The sequence below is a fragment of the Oceanobacillus kapialis genome (assembly GCF_044790185.1).
Taxonomy (GTDB): Bacteria; Bacillota; Bacilli; order Bacillales; family Amphibacillaceae; genus Oceanobacillus_B; species Oceanobacillus_B kapialis.
This window is the reverse complement of sequence record NZ_CP085256.1, coordinates 1,579,319-1,596,669: the sequence shown is the minus strand read 5'-3', so window position 1 is coordinate 1,596,669 and position 17,351 is coordinate 1,579,319. Positions and strand designations below refer to the sequence as shown.

Here is a 17,351-nt window from a genome sequence, read left to right as displayed (position 1 = left end):
TAGCCGTCTGTAAATTTAAATATCAAAGTCCATTAAATTCTCGGCAATTTCTGCGAAAGATTCTTCAGAGTCATTAAAGTAATCCTCCCAGTTCTCGTTTGCCCAGAATTCTATACGGTTTGAGACACCAATTACGACACATTCTTTCTCCAATGCTGCATATCCTCTAAGCGGCTGGGGAATATTTATTCTTCCCTGCTTGTCCACTTCACATTCAACCGCTCCTGAAAAGAAGAACCTTGTAAAAGCTCGGGCATCTTTTTTGGTAAGTGGGAGTTTTTTTAATTTATCCTCAAGTAATTTCCATTCATTCATGGGGTAGGCAAACAGACACTTGTCTAATCCGCGCGTCACAATAAATGTCTCACCAAGCTCATCACGGAACTTGGAAGGAACGATAATTCTTCCTTTTGCATCAATGTTATGCTGGAATTCGCCCATGAACATATAGTTCGCCCCACTTTCTTATTTATATATTACCACATCCCCCCACTATTCACCACTAGTTTCCCATAATTTATTTACTTTCTATGTAAAACAGATATTCAGGAACAGATTAAACAAACAAAAAAAGCTGTCACAGCAGCGCTGGACAGCTTTTTTATGTTATATCAGATTGTGGTGGGGAATGGTGGAGGCTATTATTAAATCCATACACCAAAATGTTTTTCTTCTATAGATAAACTTTTGTTTGTTAGGTCCGTAATAAAACCAACTCCATAACGATTAATCCAGAATATCGGATTCCACATTCTTTCCTGGAAACCGTCCTCTGGTCTAAGTGACATTGTGATGAGATCAAACTCTGCTAACTCTCTCGCATAGTTTTCCTCTAATGATTTAATAATACGCTTTTCCAAAAATTGAATAGTATCTTGTAAATAAGAGAGGTTTTTCATCGCTAAGTCCCCCAAATCCGCTCGGACTCCTTTTGCTGCCTCTCGTAACGGCTGATGAGCCTCCGTTACCTTACGTTTTATTTCTTCACTTAATTCATGAATTGGTGGATCCTGTTTTTGTTTCAACCAATTTTGCTTGTGATTTTCCACCCCTTCACTTACGGCTGTTTCTAATTTAATTTCGTATTTAGTCAACGCTTTTTCCACATGACGTTCCACAAATGTAAAGGATAGACGTGGTAAAACCGGTGGCATCTTTAATTGCAATGCTTTAAATGCGGGCTTAAGTACAGCCCAATATCCCACTTCACCAGGTCCCCCAATGAAAGCAAGTGTCGGAAATAGCAATTCTTGCATAATGGGACGCGTTACCACATTATTACTTAGGTTTTCTGGATGGTTGTTAGCAATCTGTTGTAATTCTTCGGATGTAAAGCGGATTTCATTTTGCTTACCAGCCCACATTCCTTCCTCATCTCTCACTAGAAGGATGCGTTCCCCATTCTTATGATAGAAAAGGTGCCCGTCATTTTCCTCTAGATCCAATGAATTTGAATATCCCAATTTCTTTAATCTCTCGGCAGCATCATAAGTTCCAGAACTAATCTCTGTTTGATTTTGAATTAAAGAAATAAAATGCTTCCCTTCCATCCGTCTAAGTTCTTTGTCTGCAGAATCAATCAGGACAAGCCCTTCTTCTGGAAACAATCTGTATACAAGGTTCGCAAAAAAGTCCGTGTAGGATTTTGCTTGTTCAAGGCTGGAAAGAATTGATTGATAAAGACCTTTTGTATGAGTTGTTTCCTCAAGTTGTTCAAATAATTGATTAACCCATTCTTCTGTGCTCTCTTTGTCTAGTCCAATTTCAGATACAGACTGTTTACCAGCCACTTGCTGAAACAGTTTAAACTTCTTCATTTTTGATGAGTCAGGAACAAAGATATGGTTAATTTCAGCAAAATCATGATCTTCTCCCGCCATCCAAAAAACAGGGATTACTGGAATGTTTAACTCTTTTTCCTGTTGCTTTGCAAGCTGAATGATAGAGATCATTTTATTTATCGTATACATCGGACCAGTAAGAATGCCTGCTTGCTGTCCGCCGACTACAACAACACTGTCTTGTTGTTTGAGCCTATCTATATTTGCTAAAGAAGATGCTGGCGCACTCCATTTACGATTCATCTCATGTAATAAATCAGAAAGTTCTCCCCTGTCGTATGACCGGTCCATAAGTTCTTCTACACGTGGTTGAAAATCATTATATGGATGATAATCAAAAAATTTCATAATACTCGGGGCATTATTACGGTAATCCTTTAGTAATTTACTTTCTTTATGTATCTGTAGTGTTTCAACATGCATAGACCCCGTGCTCCTTTTATTCGAAATGTCCACTATGTATTTTACATAACTCCGCTTAAAAATTCATGTAATCTGTTTTGAACACGATTAATAGAAAAAAATTCGATAAACAATTCCATATACTATTAACACGAAATAAAGAAATACAAACAACAAAAAGCAAATCCGCCATAACAGTTTGAAAGCTTTCCTAAACAAAATTTCGGTATTATATTTCCATTGGAAAAAGATAATCACCATCATCATTACCAATAACAATATAAATAAATACCCTGTCACTTCTACATGAAATAGCTGTGATAATAATATAACTACAGCAATCATATAAAATGGTGTACTTATATTCACAGCTGCATGGAATGCCTTTCTGTTATGTCTATAAAGCTTTCGTGCAATAAAATATATCAAGCCTGTTACAAGAAACGGTGCTACAATTAATACACTTACGATATGCGCCATTAGTCTAGATATCCCCTTCTCCTCTTATGTTCGTTATTCTATCTTATATTATAGCAAAATGCATTCCTGAACAGTTTAGTTGTCACACACTTTATTATTTATCATTAAGAAGTTGAAAATCTAATGATAAAGGGAAACTTCATTTGGTGAGGGTCTTCCTGCCAGTTAAGGCGGAAAAAAATTAAAACTGAAAAGAGAAATTATTTATTTCTTTCAATTCCATCAGAATTTTTTTATAATAGTATTATGTTGGATCCTCACATCCTAAGAAGCCTTGCATATATAAGTGTCCTGTTTTAAAGTGATGCAAGGATTTCAGAAAGCGATTTCATTTATGTATTTTCAGAACATAAGATGTTAATGAGGGATTAAATGTGGGGATACCATGAAAGAATACGACACGAAGGAGATGCTTTCCATGGCACAAAAGGTAGAGAATCTATCAATCAATTATAAAACGCTTGAGAAATTTAAGTATTTTAAAGAATACGGAAATCAAGAGCTTTCTATGCTGGAAGATTTGGAAAACAAGATGGTTGAAAATTATATTGATTCCCCATTTTATGGCATTTACATTGGAGATAATCTTGTTGCAAGAATGAGCCTATATAGAGTGAAGGAAAAATATGATGCTTACTTTGAACCACCGCAGGACTATTTAACATTATGGAAGCTTGAAGTATTGCCAAATTATCAAGGAAAAGGGTATGGGAAAGCATTGGTTGACTTTGCGAAAAGCTATAACCTGCCAATTAAGACAAATCCTAGAATTAACTCCCACGCATTTTGGGAAAAAATGGGCTTTCAAAAAGCGCATTACGAAATGGAGAGAGACCTAGGAGAGAATCCACTTATTTGGATGCCTGAAGGAGTACAGGAAAAGGAAACAAATTAAACGGGCTTTCTAGAAGGCCGAAAAGACATGAATGAGATTAGCATTCATGTCTTTATTTTGGGTAATGTATAATTGCTTTGGTTATTCGTCTCTTCTACAGCTTCATTAACATAGTTATGCCCAACATCTAGGAATTTGTTGAGCCTGTTTTAACCCAACCCCACAGTTTCCCCATTTCCTTCCACGCGTTATCATATCTTTGTAATTGCTGGCGTAACTGGTCATTTTCTTGCTTTAAGCGCTCAATCTGCTTTTCCTGTTCAAGTTTATTACTCGGGATCTCCTCCATAAACCCAGTTCTCATCTTTTCTAGTAAAGAAATGGCTGTTTCGATTGTATCTCTTTCAGTATTTACATTTCCAGATAACACGGGTGTAGATTGCTTTTTATCCCCTTGCTTCCTTTCTTCCTTAGCATATTGAATAGCATCCTGGTAATGCTTTCGTATGGTGGCATTCCATCTAAAGCCACAAGCTGCTGAGGTTCGAGAGAGTTGTTTGGCAACTTCCTTGAAAGCTTCAAGCTGTGTTTTTCCTTCCCTTATATGTTGAAGTACTGTTTCAGCTAAAATAATATCTTCATCCTGCGTCCATGCATCTTGCCTTGTCGCATTCATACCATCCCTCCTTATTCGTTTGCTATCAATGTATGCAAAAAATAGGGGTGATAGAATACGATATTATCTTTTCATCTCATTTTTTTAAATTTTTTATTCAGGTAAGTATCAATCTTATTTACTAATTCAATAGTTGCTTAAATAAAGGGAAACTTCATTTGCCGGGGTTCCCTCTCTCGCGTACCAAATGCTAGTTAAACGTATCGGACCTGTACTGGCAGTTGATCCCCTACTTAGAAAACTTGATTGTTTCCATGACTTAATGCCAGTAAGGGTGTGATTGTATTCTAGTTCACCTCTAGTAAAGGCGGGGTAAAACATTCACTCTTATGCTTCTTTGACAATTGTCTAACAGGAAGAGGCAAAGAACTGGAGCTGGACGTGGCAATTTCAGTTATTTCATTATCCACAACACTCACATTTTATAATTTCTGCAATAAAAAAACAGGACACGAATTGTGACCTGCTTTTACGCATACTATTTGATTAGTTGCTTACAACTTCTTTCCCATCATATTGCCCGCATGCTTTACAAACATGGTGAGGTTTTGTTAACTCTCCACAATTTGAACATTCTACCATGCCAGGTACGTGTAATTTTTTATGAGTACGACGTTGGTTTTTCACTTTTTTAGACGTTCTTCTTTTAGGTACTGCCATGACTTACACCTCCTTCACAAAAAGAAAACAACATAGAAACAATAATCTTTACTTGTCTTCCTTTTTATCTTCAAATAATGATTCTAGTTTTTTAAAACGTGGATCGATTGTCTTTTCTGCCGGTTTTTCAGAAACAAGCTCCCAACCTGCACCTTTAGAAGGGGCAGCGTCCTGTCCACTTGTATCCTCAGCGAAAACCCGAAAAGGAACCTCTAAAAGAATATTCTCCTTTATATAGGGAGTTAAGTCAAGTACCTCCCCGTCAATTGGATGAATTTCTTCCTCTTCATCATAATAAGAGGATGTGGTGAACACCTCATCCACTTTGATTTCAAAAGGATAATCGACATCCACTAGTGTACGTGCACATGGTAAAATCATCTTTCCGCTAATGTTAAATGAAATAATTACTTGTTCCCCTTGTAAGAAGCACTGCCCTTGTACATGTACGGGAGGGATCTCCCTTATGTCATTATTCATCACTTCTAACTCTGAAACATCCACCATTTCATCAAAAGCGAAAGGTTCACTATAAGCACTTTTTCTAATTTGCGCCAATGTTAATTTCAATGTAATCACCTCTAGGCAACAAGAGTTATTTTAAAAGAAAAATAGTCTTTTGTCAATATATTTTCTTTACACAATTCGTCGTAGGGAACCTTCTTTCGGGAAAAAGTTAACCTACCTAACTTCTATAAGAATATAGCATAGTTTCTTAACATTATTCCCTTCTCAAAAAGAGATAATCGTGCAGTAATCTGGTTTTTTTGCTACAATTATTACCATCTTACATATAGAGGTGGTTATGATGCAAGCATGTGGCTTAATTGTAGAATATAATCCCTTCCATAATGGACATGTCTACCACATTCAAGAGGCACAGAAAGCTTCTAATGCAGATTGTATGATCGCCGTAATGAGTGGTAATTTCTTGCAACGAGGCGAGCCCGCTATAATGGACAAATTCGCACGGACAAAAGCAGCATTATTGTCCGGGATTGATATTATGTTAGAATTACCCTTTGGTTATGCTGTTCAGAGCAGTGAATTGTTTTCAAAAGGAGCTGTCCATACCTTAAATGAAATCGGTGTTTCAAGCATTTGCTTCGGAAGTGAAGCCGGCAACGAATCTGACTTCATCAAAAGCTATTATCATCTACAACATGAGGAAGAGTCGTTCCATAATGTTCTTAAACAAAGTTTGAACAAGGGCTATTCGTTTCCGGAGGCCAGTCGAATCGCCTATGAACAAATTGGTCTTTCCGACCACCACATTGACCTGACAAAACCAAATAATATTCTTGGTTATAGTTATGTAAGCACGATTCTTTCCAACCATCTAAACATAAAACCTTTAACCATTGAGCGGACAAGCAGTGGATATCATGACCAGGCGATTACAGGTTCCATCGCAAGTGCCACTAGTATTCGAAAAGCAATACACCAGGAAGAATCACTCACCCCCCAAGTGTCGAAAGCCATCCCGGCTATCACCGGCGAGCAATTAACTGAATATAGAAATGAAGCAGGTCTTTGGCATACATGGGAAAATTACTTTAACTTACTGCAATATAGGGTGATGACTATGTCTTTGAGTGAACTTGCCAGCATACACGGCGTAGAGGAAGGGCTTGAATACCGAATAAAAAAAACAGCGCCAAATGCCACTTCATTTATGGCGTGGATAGAAGCAATCAAAACAAAACGATATACATGGACGAGATTACAACGGATATTTGTTTTTCTTCTGGCAAATATTAAAAAAACGGATATTGAGCCATTACGCATGACAAAGTCAGTGCCTTACATTCGTTTGCTTGGTTTAACATCCAACGGCCAAGCTTATTTAAATAAGGTTAAAAAGCAGCTTGAAGTCCCTCTAATCTCCAAGCTATCACGTCAACCGGATCCACTTTTGCAATTAGAAGAAAGAGCAAGCAACGCATATTACAGTGTACTTCCCCTAACCACTAGGCAGAAAATGAGAAAACAGGAATTAAAACCACCAATCCTAATTGGAAAATAAACCTATTAGTTTTCTATTAAAAAAAGCCGAAAGTCATTCAGCTAGCAGATGCTGTCAATGACTTTTGGCTTTTCTATACATGTGACGCTTTGATATTATTTTTGCTCAATGGTTTCAAGATAATCTAGGGCATCTTGAAATGTATCAACCGGAACTATTTTCATGTCTGTATCAATCTCTTCGGCTGTACTTGCTGCTACTTGGTAATTAGATCCTTCTCTTCCCTCTTCATTAGGGGCAAAGAAAATATCTACTCCTTCCTCATCTGCAGCAATTACTTTTTTATCAATACCACCAATTCGATAAACATTTCCGTCGTAATCGATCTCACCTGTTCCGGCTATTTCATGTCCTTTTGTTATATCTTGCTCTGTGAGCTGATCGTATATTTCCAATGAAAACATAAGGCCGGCACTGGGACCACCAATACTACCACTGGAAAATTCAATTTTAGGTTCTACAGAAACACTTCGGTCTGTTACGAGTTGAATCCCTATACCAATTTTGTTTTCAGCATCCTCAAATGCTTGGAGTTGAATTTCCTCTACTGTTCTCTCGTCTTCTCGAATGAATTCAACTTCAATAGTGTCATTTGCTTTTTTACTTTCCACGTAATTAATTAGGTCTTCTGCTTCCTTAACCTCTGTGTCATCAATTCCTATAATCCTGTCTCCCATTTTTAACTTACCGTCTGCAGGCATTCCATCTACTACAGAGACAACATATACACCGTTAAAATCTATTGTTATATCTTCCTGTGCAGCCTCATATGCGACTACTGTGGAAGCTTCCTGGGAATTTTCCATCATTTGCAACTGTGCATGCATATACTCATCATCGGTAATTCCCTCGGGTCTAACTTCTTCAATTGGGAGAATTTGATGGTGCGGAAGTAGCTTAGCCCAGACATACTGAATTGGGGTAGCTTGTCCCCCACTGACTGTCACAAGATGCATATCTCCTTGACTTTGATAGCCATCTTCAACTGAAACAATTGGATTTAAGGCATCTGCTCCACCAGGCTTATAAATATAATAAGGTAATTGAAAGGCAGCTAAAAAATACGCTAGACCTAATACGATAATTAAAGAAACAAATTGCTTTTTCGTAAATTTCATCATAAATCCCCTTCCGATTCCACACTTACCATAAAAAATCATCCAAGATAAAAAGTCAAAACCCCATCCTTTTTTAAAACAATATACAAAAAGTGTATGGCATAAAACGCCTATGTATGTGCGTATATTGATATAGGCTTGTACGGAATAATGACGCTTTTAAACAAGTGGTACGTTCAAACCTAGATACCTAGCTATTAATAAAAAAAACAGGCTAGCATTATTCTACTACTATCAGAATAAGAAGTACAGAGCAAGGTTTATCACATATAGGAGGCTCTCTCTATTGAAACAACAACTAAAAACCATCCTTTTAGCCAGCTTAACAGCTTTTGTTGCATTCTCGCTTATAGCGTTCCCTGACGATTCCTTTGAAGCTAGTATACGAGGGCTAAACATCTGGTGGGAGGTCGTCTTCCCTTCTTTGCTTCCCTTTTTTATTACATCGGAACTACTGATTGGTTTTGGAGTCGTCCGATTTATCGGGGTTCTGTTCGAGCCTATTATGCGACCATTATTCAATGTACCAGGTGTAGGTAGCTTTGGGTGGGTAATGGGAATGGCAAGTGGTTATCCAACAGGGGCTAAGATTGCGGTTCGGTTACGTGAGGAAAAACAAATTACAAGAATAGAAGCAGAACGTCTGGTTTCGTTCACAAATGCTTCCAGCCCACTCTTTATTATTGGCGCGGTCTCCATTGGATTTTTTCATGATGCCAAACTCGGTGTATTGCTTGCAGTTTGTCATTATGGTAGCAATTCGCTTGTAGGGCTTTGTATGCGATTTTACGGAAGAGCAGAAGAAAATAAATCCTTTACACGTAAGAAAGAGAAGGCATTTTCCATCAAAAGAGCTTTCCAAGAGATGCATGAAATGCGAATGAATGATGAACGAGCCTTAGGGCAAATTTTAGGGGATGCCGTTATAAACTCTATTAAGACACTCGTATTAGTGGGTGGATTTATTATCCTTTTTTCGGTGCTAACTAAATTATTCTTTCTAATTGGCGTTTCTCCAGTAATCGCTATCTTTTTTCAATTCGTTTTATCAGCTGTTTCTATACCAGTTGACATGGCTTTACCGTTGTTTTCAGGACTATTTGAAATCACTATTGGAGCTCAAATGATTTCCCAAAAAGTGACAGATAGCGTACTCCCTCAAGCTGTCCTAGTAAGCTTTATCATGGGGTTCAATGGTCTCTCCGTACAAGCACAGGTTGCAAGCATTCTATCAGCTACCGACATAAGGTTCAAGCCATATTTTTTAGCACGTTTTTTACATGGGACCCTAGCAAGTATCTTAACAGTTATCCTTTACATCCCGCTATATTTAAACAAACAAACCTTGGAACTTAACGATATACCCGTTTTTAACCAAATTGCCTCAGATGTCTGGATTTCATCTATAACTGCTATGGAACGCCTAGGGCCGCCTATTACAATCTTTTTCCTCGGATTAACCGTCTTCCTTTTATACCGAAAATTGAGAAAAAGGTCGACATAGAAAGGGACACTTATATAGAAAAAGATGATATCTCTCGAGATATCATCTTTTACCATAAGTCTACAATCTTTTCACACGTTATTAATGAAATTTTTTATTAAGCGCTTCCTCGACCGGCTTTGGTACAAGGTCTGATACGTTCGCTTTATACTTTGCAACTTCCTTTACAATACTTGAGCTTAGAAAGGAATATTGATTATTTGTCATAATAAAAAAGGTTTCAATGTCCTCCACGAGCTTTCGATTCATGGAAGTTATTTGCATTTCATATTCAAAATCACTAACCGCTCGAAGTCCTCGTACTACTGCCTGCGCATTTTTTTCCCTTGCATAATCCATAAGCAGCCCATGAGAATGATCTACAGTCACATTTGGAATGTGAGCGGTAGACTTTTCTATTAACTTTATTCTTTCCTCTACGCTAAACAATGGAGCTTTTGATTGATTATTAAATACTGCTACAATAATGTGATCAAACACCTTTGCAGCTCTTTGTATAATATCTAGGTGTCCATACGTTAAGGGATCAAAGCTCCCTGGACAAACGGCCAATCTGGTCAACGTCAGTTACTCCCTTCTAGTTCTTTTGCAAAATTGTAATACTTATTGCCCCACCATAATTTTCTTCCTTTAAAAGCGTAAAAAGGCTTTGGTCATAGGCAATATCTTCTGCTGGTTCATGCTCACAATAAATAATAGCAGACTGATTTAAAATATCTAGCTCTACACATTCTTTTAATATTTTCCCATAATCCACTTTACCATAGGGAGGGTCAAGCAATAATAGATCAAATTTCAAGTTTCTTTTCGCAGTTGCCTGGAGAGCACGTGTTGCTTCTGCTCTATATACCTCAGCATTATTCTCTAATTTCAACAGACGTAAATTTTCATTAATTATCTGTACTGCCTTCGGATGTTTGTCAACAAATATTCCAAACTCCATTCCCCTGCTTAATGCCTCTATGCCCAGCGAACCACTTCCGGAAAATAAATCAAGGAAAGTACCACCGTCAAAAAAAGGGCCCATCCTTTGAAAGATGGCTTCTTTTACCTTATCTGTTGTCGGTCTGGTAGATTTCCCTGGAACAGCTTTTAATTGTCTTCCTTTATGTATACCTGCTATTACGCGCAATTTTTTCACCTCAGTCCAGCAGTTCTAAAAATCAATCCTACCATATAGTATGAAGTAGGAAAACAGAACATATGTGAAAAATAAAAACCTGTATGTTCATGTATATATTTTCGGTACTTGTCCATAATAGCATATTGAGACAGCTAATGGTTAGTTTGGTTGTTTCAAAAACGGAGAAGACTTACACTTCCCCATAAGTTCTCCTCCGGTTTCTCCTCTCCCTTTGCCTTTTTGTTTTCTAAATGGAAACAACAAAGGGACCTGCAGACAATTGTCTGCAGGTTTTTTTTGTAGGAAATTATTAATGGTTATTGCTAAGGGCCACTAAACAACTAAAAAATAGATATATCCACCTTTTTACGGACCCACTTTTTGCCAAGCTTACAATGAAACGTGTGCGAATAAATTCAACGTTGCCATATGACGGGATTCTCTTTTTCCTTATAAGGCTCTTACGCTTTTATTCTCTTTCACGGGACAAAAGGTTGGCTTGATAACAAAAAAGCTGAATAACCTTGTAATAGATGTTATTCAGCAAGTCTGTTATAGCCAATGTCATTAGATTCCCATTTTATAATCATACTGTTTTGCTTTGTCTGGTTTCGCATTCTCAAAATTTGTTTCGACAAAAGGTTTATAAGACCTTTCTACCCTCGAAACATAGGTTAACTTCATTAGTTTATGCTCTATTTTTTCCAATTCTTCTTGGTTAACATACAGCACAGCATATTTTAAGCGCTTGGATGCATACAGAAAATGCCCATGCCGCTTAATATGCTTTAAATTTTTCATGTGCTGAAACCAGACGATTAACCCCTGACGCATCGTACGCATAACAATTCCTCACCATCATTGTATTTTTCTATAGAACGATTAGGATGCACAACCGCAACCGCCACCACTTCCGCAACCGCAGCCGCTGTCTGTTAAAGCAGCGCCGTCTTTTGGAGCTTTTATTTGCTCACTCACACTTTGTGCAACATGTCCGCTAATTTCATCTAACAATTTCTGAAGATTACGCTCTGCTATTTTAAATGTTGCAACCTTTTCATTCATGTCCATCTCTCGTTTTACAGCACGTACCTGTTTCATGATATCATTATAATCCGGATGATACCTCCCAAACCTCTGAACATCTTCATAATGTACTTTTATATCTTTAAAAGCTCTAATTAGCCTTTGTGCGTCCTTATCTTCATTTAAATTCTGCAGAGAATTATTGTAGGCTTCCATAACATCGGAATCTAATACCATTTTACCTAACAACTCTGATCGGTCTAGAATATCGACATATTCTAAAGTAGCAATCATGCCTATGCACCTCCACCTCTATTCTACCACTATATTGGCTATCTGAAAATAAATTAATCCTTCATAGCCCCTGCAAATTGTAACATCATTCCTACCATTTGCATCTGATTGCTAAATTTCTCCACCCTCTGTGGAATGGTTTTTCCATAGAATACTTTTGCTTCCTTTGGCAGTTCATTTATTCGAGAAGGTTCTCTGGAAAGATACCTATACCAAATGGGATTATATCTCACAAATTGTGCAATTTGGGGGTTTTCTTCAAAATATAAGAGACATGATTTCTCCATTTGTTCCTCCTTAATCCTTAAACCAACCAAATCCATTTTTTTCTGTTGGTTTAGATGTCGTGTCTGTCTGTTGGAATTGACCTATTAATTCTTGGATAATTGAAATGGTATTATTAAAAGAATTAATCTGTTTTTGTACTTTATTTAAATCCATATTCTCTGTCATTTTTATTAAATTAGCAAATAATTCTTTATTCCTTTCAGATGTCCCATTCCCATCCTGCTTTTCTGATCGCTCCTCTTTTGTATCGGAACCTTCTTCCTTTTCTTTATATTCCAGCCATATTGAATCTTCTTCCCCAAGTAAAGCCCATTGCTCATAATATTCCTGCCAGGATCTCCCATTCTTTCTAATATTTCTAATTAATGCTGGGTGCTTATTAATAAACGCCTTAAATTCAACCACAGAGGGATGCAACTTATCGCTCACTTTATTCACCTCCAGCTGTATAGTCATTTGTACTATAATTTATGCTGGCGAAGTGATACTGTGAAAGGGAAATACGAACTTAGAAAAAACACCCCCTAAAGGGTGTTTTATTCAAGGCGTTCCAAAAAGTTCTGTGTATAGTAAAATTGATAGACCCCTATTCCTATATGAGTATAATCATCGTTTAATAGTGCTTCTCTATGCCCTTCACTATTTAACCAACCTTCCATCGCCGAGGGAGCGTCAGGATATTGCGCTGCTATATTTTCACCAGCTGCGGTATAATAAACCGATTCAACAGCTAATCGTTCTTTAAGTCCAGACCCGTCCTGACTGTAATGAGAAAAATAATTGTTCTCTGCCATATCTTTGCTATGAGTGAATGCAACAGTAGAAACATTCTCTTCTACTTTTAGTTTTGGCTTATTATGAATTGTCCGAATTATATTTGTAATATCATAAATTTGCTTTTCCATGCCAGTTTCGATCTCTTCCCATTCTTCCCTAGAAAAAGAAGATTCTGTTGGCAAATCACCACGGTATTCAATAGCATATGGACGATGCTGTAATAAAACATCACCAGTAAGCAATCGGACTGATGATAATCGATCTGTAAATGTATCAAAGTAGGCTTGAAGAAAAACATCATCTGCTAGCTTTATAAGAGGCCGCTTCGTTACATCTTCATCCTTCAATTGAAAGGAGTAAGAAGAGGTCCCTTCCGTGTAGGAAACCTCCTCGGAATAATTAAAGTCATTTTGAAGCTTGGATATAGCTTGCTTCACTTCTTGACGGGATTGCCCTATTTTAATTGGTTTAATATCTAACGCTTCTCCTATACCATACACCGTAATAATTTCATCTTCCGCTACACCAAACTGCAAGTATTGATCTTTCTGATTCGAGTAAACCCACCATGTATAATTATAAGCACTCTTATCCTTTCTTACAGGTTCGCCTAACTGTTCTATCAAAACTTCAGGATTCTTTCCTATCCATTGGAAGATCTCTCCACCATCCGTTATAACTGGGCGCTTAGGTACAACCTTCGACTTTAGCAAACTATCTCTTTCCTTGATAACTGTATTACTTATATTCTTTGTACTTGTATCAGCAGTACTATCAGCTCGTTCTATAAAATAGAATCCAACTATTGCGACTAGTAAAAGTACTAGAAGTATACGAATAAACCGCATGAAATCCCCCCTCTTCTATATAGAACCATTTATATGACAAAAAGCTAGAAACCATTCTTCTTTCTCTATTATTTAACATAATTTACGAGAAATTATCCAATAGAAATGTTTCCTTTTGAAAACGACATCATCATGACTAACATTTCTTGCAAGTTCGAACGATTCATACTATTATTGTTTAATGAGGACAAATATGTGAGGTGAACGATATTGAGAATCGAAAATACTGGCTTTGAAGACATGCTAATTGATTTAAAACCACTGGATCACTTAACAGCAAAACACGCTTTTGTTCGAGCAGGCCAATGGGACTATGACCGTGTCACCTATGATTACAGAATTGATTCCCAGGAAAAAAACGTTACATACTATATTCGCCTTCAAGGGTACGCTACTGAAGGTGATGTAGATCGTGGAAATGCCGTAATCAAGATGATGACTCCATTGCTCGGCAAGCATTATTATCCACACGGAGTGGAATATGGAGAAAATGAGAACTTCCCTGAGAACTTGGTGGAACGAGCACAAAATATCGTCATGAAAGTAAAGGAAGAAATGGAACATTATAAAAACTAATAGAAAAACCAACTACTGAGAAAATCGTAGTTGGTTTTTTACCGATTGTAATATTAAAAAGATTAAGGAATTAATTATGTACAAGTCTTTCACTGTTATTTACGTTAATTAAACTGTTCAAAATAACGAATTAATGCTATATTTTTAATAAACCATACATAAAAAGCTGTATTGAAAGGAGCTATTATATCCGTTGCTGCGAAATATAAAAAAGCGTCATTGGACATTAATTTTGCTTGGAGTTATCTTGGTGGTCGGTATCATTTTTATCCTGCCAATTTCTATTCCATTAGTAGTTGCTTTTATTACAGCACTCATATTAAACCCATTGGTCCGCTTATTCCAAAAAAGATTAAGACTTAGCAGGAAAGCCTCTGTTACAATTATCTTCCTCCTCTTTCTTCTTATATCAGGTGTGGCCGGAACATTTATTGTAACCAAAATAGTTACCCAAGTTGTTAATTTCGCGGAGGATGTTCCATCACATTTTAACCAGGTTAATCGAATTTATAATGAATGGGAAGCAGATTTAGAGCAATACACAGATGACCTACCACCTGAATTTGTTACACAGGTTTCCTCGAGTATTGAACAAAACCTTGTTAATCTAAGTAATACAATGAAAGAGAAAATAACACTTGATAGGATTGCCCAGATTGTAGCAGAGGTACCACAATATTTAATTAGTATTCTTGTGTATTTGATTGCGTTGTTTCTCTTTATGCTTGAGCTACCAATCCTAAAAGCGAAGACATACAATATGATGACAAAAGAGACAGCAGAAAAGGTTTCTTTTATGAATCGGCGACTTGCAAATGTTATACTTGGATTTTTTAAAGCTCAGTTCCTTGTAAGCTTGTTGATCCTTGCAGGTTCACTAATCGGCCTATTTCTTATCGTTCCTGAAGTTGCAATTGTTATGTCATTAATAATTTGGATTGTCGATTTAATTCCGATAATCGGATCAATTATTGTACTAGGCCCTTGGGCACTATTTTTGCTGCTTGCAGGCGACGTATCTACTGGAGTGCAATTATCAATATTGGCTTTAATATTATTAGCAATCCGTAGAATTGTTGAGCCAAAGGTAATGGGCCAACACATCGGTTTGTCCCCCCTTGCAACTTTAATTGCTATGTTTATAGGGTTAAAGCTATTAGGAATACTAGGGTTTATACTTGGTCCTATTCTTGTTATAGCCTTTAATTCAGCTAAAGAAGCAGGGATTATTAAATGGAATATCAAAATATAGAAAATAAAAAACACATTCGTTCCTGTTCGAACGAATGTGTTTTTTATTAGAACCAGACATATCTTCTTTTTAAGAACCTAATATTGCCTTAATCATACTAGTGGTACCGCCACCTTCATAAAGTACATATAGCAATAAGTAGACCATTACACCAGTTATGGCTGTGAAAAACCAGATAATACTTGTAACAGGTCCTATTTTTCTATGCTTTCTTATTTTCCGCTTAAACGCCAGTGTTAATGTAACAAGTCCAAACACAGCACCCGTTGTTGCTAGGATAATATGAAAAATAAGAAACACGGTATAATAAATTTTAAGCTCCTCTGGTCCCCCAAAGCTTGAATTTCCAACAAAAACAGTTCGGGATACATAGATAATAAAAAATATTAGCGCACTGATAGCAGCAGCAATCATAGTCTTCTTATGCGTTGCTGCCTTGCCCTTTGCAATAAATATCCAGCCAAATGCCACTAAAATAGCACTTAGTACAATAAAAAATGTACTTATTGTAGGTAATAAAGGCATAAATGATAATTCCTTTCTTTTTGGTCGTAAGCCGTTTTAAAAAAATCTGTTTCAAATAGTGTTAGTAATTTTGTGTTTCTGCTGGGACAGGATCAACCTTTAAACTTTCCGCATTAAACCAGCCATAAAAGACACGCGCCAAAATAACTCCATACGTTATTTCCTGCATTATTTTCATGATAATACCACCTAACTGCTGATCTTCAAGTGGGCTCATATTGGAAAACATTTGCGGACCTGATAACTGGCCACTTAGTCCTTGAATAACATCTCCAGGAACACACAGTTGCATTGCTTGCAACCATGCTCCACCTTGTGTATATGTATCAAACAATGTATGGTCTGCAAAAATAATCAATACACAAGCCGGGGTGATCAGCACACTATTAGCAAAAACGTAACCTATCTTTAATACAGGACGAAGTTGGTTCATTTCCTTTAACGGAGACAAAATTGGCCACCATACAATAAATGCAGCTACCAATATAATTAGGGATATCGTTGTATGCGCCACCTGTGATGTTTTCGCAAAATCAAATACGGTAGGCATGTGATAAACAGAAAACAATGTGTTAAACAATAATAATGAAATAAGTGGTTTTGTCAATAATTTTAATACTGGACGAACTACTGGAAAATATACAACCTTTCTCCAAATCCAGGCAGGAATCCCTTTAATCAAGAGTATCGGAAATACTAAATAGTATACTGCCATTTGTGCCATATGCGCAGTAAGCATGATATGGGTTAATAGATCAATCGGAGAACCTTTTACAATATATAATAGCGCGAAGGCAGTGTAAACAAATACCTGCTGCTTTGTAGTAGGTTTATCATCCCCACCAAATTTTTTTCTATATGGCCCAGTAATTAGAAAATAAGCGATAGCAAGCCCAAGTACAAAAAGGAAAAAGTAAGGGCTCCATAATGCTCGAAAGCCAAATATCTGAAGTTCTAGCCACATAATTACCCACTCCAAAAGTTAAGTTTATCCCTACCATTATAACGTATTCTCCTCTAAGATACACACTTATTATGTGACGATTTTAAAACGAAAGTTGTTTTTCTAGCCTATCAGAAGATTATAATGTAATTTCCCA

At 36.9% G+C, this 17,351-nt stretch carries 21 protein-coding genes; 5 read left to right on the top strand and 16 right to left on the bottom strand.

The annotated features are described in order from the left end of the window. Positions 1 to 15: 15 nt before the first annotated feature. The 3 genes from mraZ to LG273_RS08420 form a co-directional block, all read right to left on the bottom strand. Positions 16 to 447: a division/cell wall cluster transcriptional repressor MraZ gene (mraZ, locus tag LG273_RS08430; protein ID WP_379560980.1), complete on the bottom strand. Its 432-nt coding sequence runs from the start codon at positions 445 to 447 to the stop codon at positions 16 to 18. Positions 448 to 644: 197 nt separating this feature from the next. Then, positions 645 to 2,264, bottom strand: coding sequence for a bacillithiol biosynthesis cysteine-adding enzyme BshC (bshC, locus tag LG273_RS08425; RefSeq protein ID WP_404459170.1), 1,620 nt, complete (start codon positions 2,262 to 2,264; stop codon positions 645 to 647). 87 nt (positions 2,265 to 2,351) lie between these two features. Next, a complete protein-coding gene (locus tag LG273_RS08420) occupies positions 2,352 to 2,723 on the bottom strand; it encodes a DUF3397 domain-containing protein (protein ID WP_404459168.1) in 372 nt (123 codons plus the stop codon). 418 nt (positions 2,724 to 3,141) lie between these two features. Between LG273_RS08420 and LG273_RS08415 the strand changes: the two genes are divergently transcribed. Beyond that, positions 3,142 to 3,618 (top strand): N-acetyltransferase, encoded by a 477-nt coding sequence (locus tag LG273_RS08415; protein WP_379560977.1) that lies wholly within the window; start codon positions 3,142 to 3,144, stop codon positions 3,616 to 3,618. 127 nt (positions 3,619 to 3,745) lie between these two features. On the opposite strand, the gene LG273_RS08410 is transcribed toward LG273_RS08415, so the two are convergent. From LG273_RS08410 to LG273_RS08400, 3 genes are all read right to left on the bottom strand, one after another. Continuing rightward, the gene (locus tag LG273_RS08410; protein ID WP_379560976.1) at positions 3,746 to 4,234 is read right to left on the bottom strand and encodes an RsfA family transcriptional regulator; all 489 of its coding nucleotides are present in this window, start codon (positions 4,232 to 4,234) and stop codon (positions 3,746 to 3,748) included. Positions 4,235 to 4,720: 486 nt separating this feature from the next. Next, positions 4,721 to 4,894: a 50S ribosomal protein L32 gene (gene rpmF, locus LG273_RS08405; RefSeq protein ID WP_379560975.1), complete on the bottom strand. Its 174-nt coding sequence runs from the start codon at positions 4,892 to 4,894 to the stop codon at positions 4,721 to 4,723. Positions 4,895 to 4,942: 48 nt separating this feature from the next. Next, entirely contained in the window at positions 4,943 to 5,464 is a 522-nt protein-coding gene (locus LG273_RS08400; protein WP_404459165.1) for a YceD family protein, read from the bottom strand. Between the two features lie 235 nt (positions 5,465 to 5,699). Between LG273_RS08400 and LG273_RS08395 the strand changes: the two genes are divergently transcribed. Beyond that, entirely contained in the window at positions 5,700 to 6,920 is a 1,221-nt protein-coding gene (locus LG273_RS08395; RefSeq protein WP_404459163.1) for a nucleotidyltransferase, read from the top strand. A gap of 95 nt (positions 6,921 to 7,015) precedes the next feature. Here the strand turns inward: LG273_RS08395 and LG273_RS08390 are convergent, their stop codons facing one another. Next, positions 7,016 to 8,038, bottom strand: coding sequence for a SepM family pheromone-processing serine protease (locus LG273_RS08390; RefSeq protein ID WP_404459161.1), 1,023 nt, complete (start codon positions 8,036 to 8,038; stop codon positions 7,016 to 7,018). 286 nt (positions 8,039 to 8,324) lie between these two features. Here LG273_RS08390 and ylbJ point away from each other — a divergent pair, with 286 nt between their 5' ends. Further along, a complete protein-coding gene (ylbJ, locus tag LG273_RS08385) occupies positions 8,325 to 9,542 on the top strand; it encodes a sporulation integral membrane protein YlbJ (protein ID WP_404459159.1) in 1,218 nt (405 codons plus the stop codon). Positions 9,543 to 9,623: 81 nt separating this feature from the next. Here ylbJ and coaD read toward each other — a convergent pair whose 3' ends face one another. From coaD to LG273_RS08350, 7 genes are all read right to left on the bottom strand, one after another. Beyond that, the gene (coaD, locus tag LG273_RS08380) at positions 9,624 to 10,103 is read right to left on the bottom strand and encodes a pantetheine-phosphate adenylyltransferase (RefSeq protein WP_379560970.1); all 480 of its coding nucleotides are present in this window, start codon (positions 10,101 to 10,103) and stop codon (positions 9,624 to 9,626) included. Positions 10,104 to 10,119: 16 nt separating this feature from the next. Further along, positions 10,120 to 10,683, bottom strand: coding sequence for a 16S rRNA (guanine(966)-N(2))-methyltransferase RsmD (gene rsmD / locus LG273_RS08375; protein ID WP_404459157.1), 564 nt, complete (start codon positions 10,681 to 10,683; stop codon positions 10,120 to 10,122). A 549-nt stretch (positions 10,684 to 11,232) separates the two neighbouring features. Beyond that, entirely contained in the window at positions 11,233 to 11,508 is a 276-nt protein-coding gene (locus LG273_RS08370) for a YlbG family protein (RefSeq protein WP_404459155.1), read from the bottom strand. A 39-nt stretch (positions 11,509 to 11,547) separates the two neighbouring features. After that, positions 11,548 to 11,985, bottom strand: a complete 438-nt coding sequence (locus LG273_RS08365) for a YlbF family regulator (protein WP_379560967.1) — start codon at positions 11,983 to 11,985, stop codon at positions 11,548 to 11,550. 53 nt (positions 11,986 to 12,038) lie between these two features. Further along, positions 12,039 to 12,272, bottom strand: coding sequence for a YlbE-like family protein (locus tag LG273_RS08360; protein WP_404459153.1), 234 nt, complete (start codon positions 12,270 to 12,272; stop codon positions 12,039 to 12,041). 10 nt (positions 12,273 to 12,282) lie between these two features. Continuing rightward, on the bottom strand, positions 12,283 to 12,702 hold the full coding sequence (locus tag LG273_RS08355; protein WP_404459151.1) for a YlbD family protein: 420 nt from the start codon (positions 12,700 to 12,702) through the stop codon (positions 12,283 to 12,285). 107 nt (positions 12,703 to 12,809) lie between these two features. After that, positions 12,810 to 13,898 (bottom strand): CAP domain-containing protein, encoded by a 1,089-nt coding sequence (locus tag LG273_RS08350; protein WP_404459149.1) that lies wholly within the window; start codon positions 13,896 to 13,898, stop codon positions 12,810 to 12,812. A gap of 210 nt (positions 13,899 to 14,108) precedes the next feature. On the opposite strand from LG273_RS08350, the gene LG273_RS08345 reads away from it, so the two are divergent. Together LG273_RS08345 and ytvI are read left to right on the top strand one after the other, a co-directional pair. Then, positions 14,109 to 14,474, top strand: a complete 366-nt coding sequence (locus LG273_RS08345) for a YugN family protein (protein WP_379560963.1) — start codon at positions 14,109 to 14,111, stop codon at positions 14,472 to 14,474. A 193-nt stretch (positions 14,475 to 14,667) separates the two neighbouring features. After that, positions 14,668 to 15,726 (top strand): sporulation integral membrane protein YtvI, encoded by a 1,059-nt coding sequence (gene ytvI / locus LG273_RS08340; protein ID WP_379560962.1) that lies wholly within the window; start codon positions 14,668 to 14,670, stop codon positions 15,724 to 15,726. Positions 15,727 to 15,795: 69 nt separating this feature from the next. Here ytvI and LG273_RS08335 read toward each other — a convergent pair whose 3' ends face one another. Then, positions 15,796 to 16,251 carry a DUF420 domain-containing protein gene (locus tag LG273_RS08335; RefSeq protein ID WP_379560960.1) on the bottom strand — a complete coding sequence of 152 codons (456 nt, stop codon included), beginning with the start codon at positions 16,249 to 16,251 and terminating at the stop codon, positions 15,796 to 15,798. Positions 16,252 to 16,312: 61 nt separating this feature from the next. Continuing rightward, the gene (gene ctaG / locus LG273_RS08330; protein ID WP_404459146.1) at positions 16,313 to 17,215 is read right to left on the bottom strand and encodes a cytochrome c oxidase assembly factor CtaG; all 903 of its coding nucleotides are present in this window, start codon (positions 17,213 to 17,215) and stop codon (positions 16,313 to 16,315) included. Positions 17,216 to 17,351: the final 136 nt, after the last annotated feature.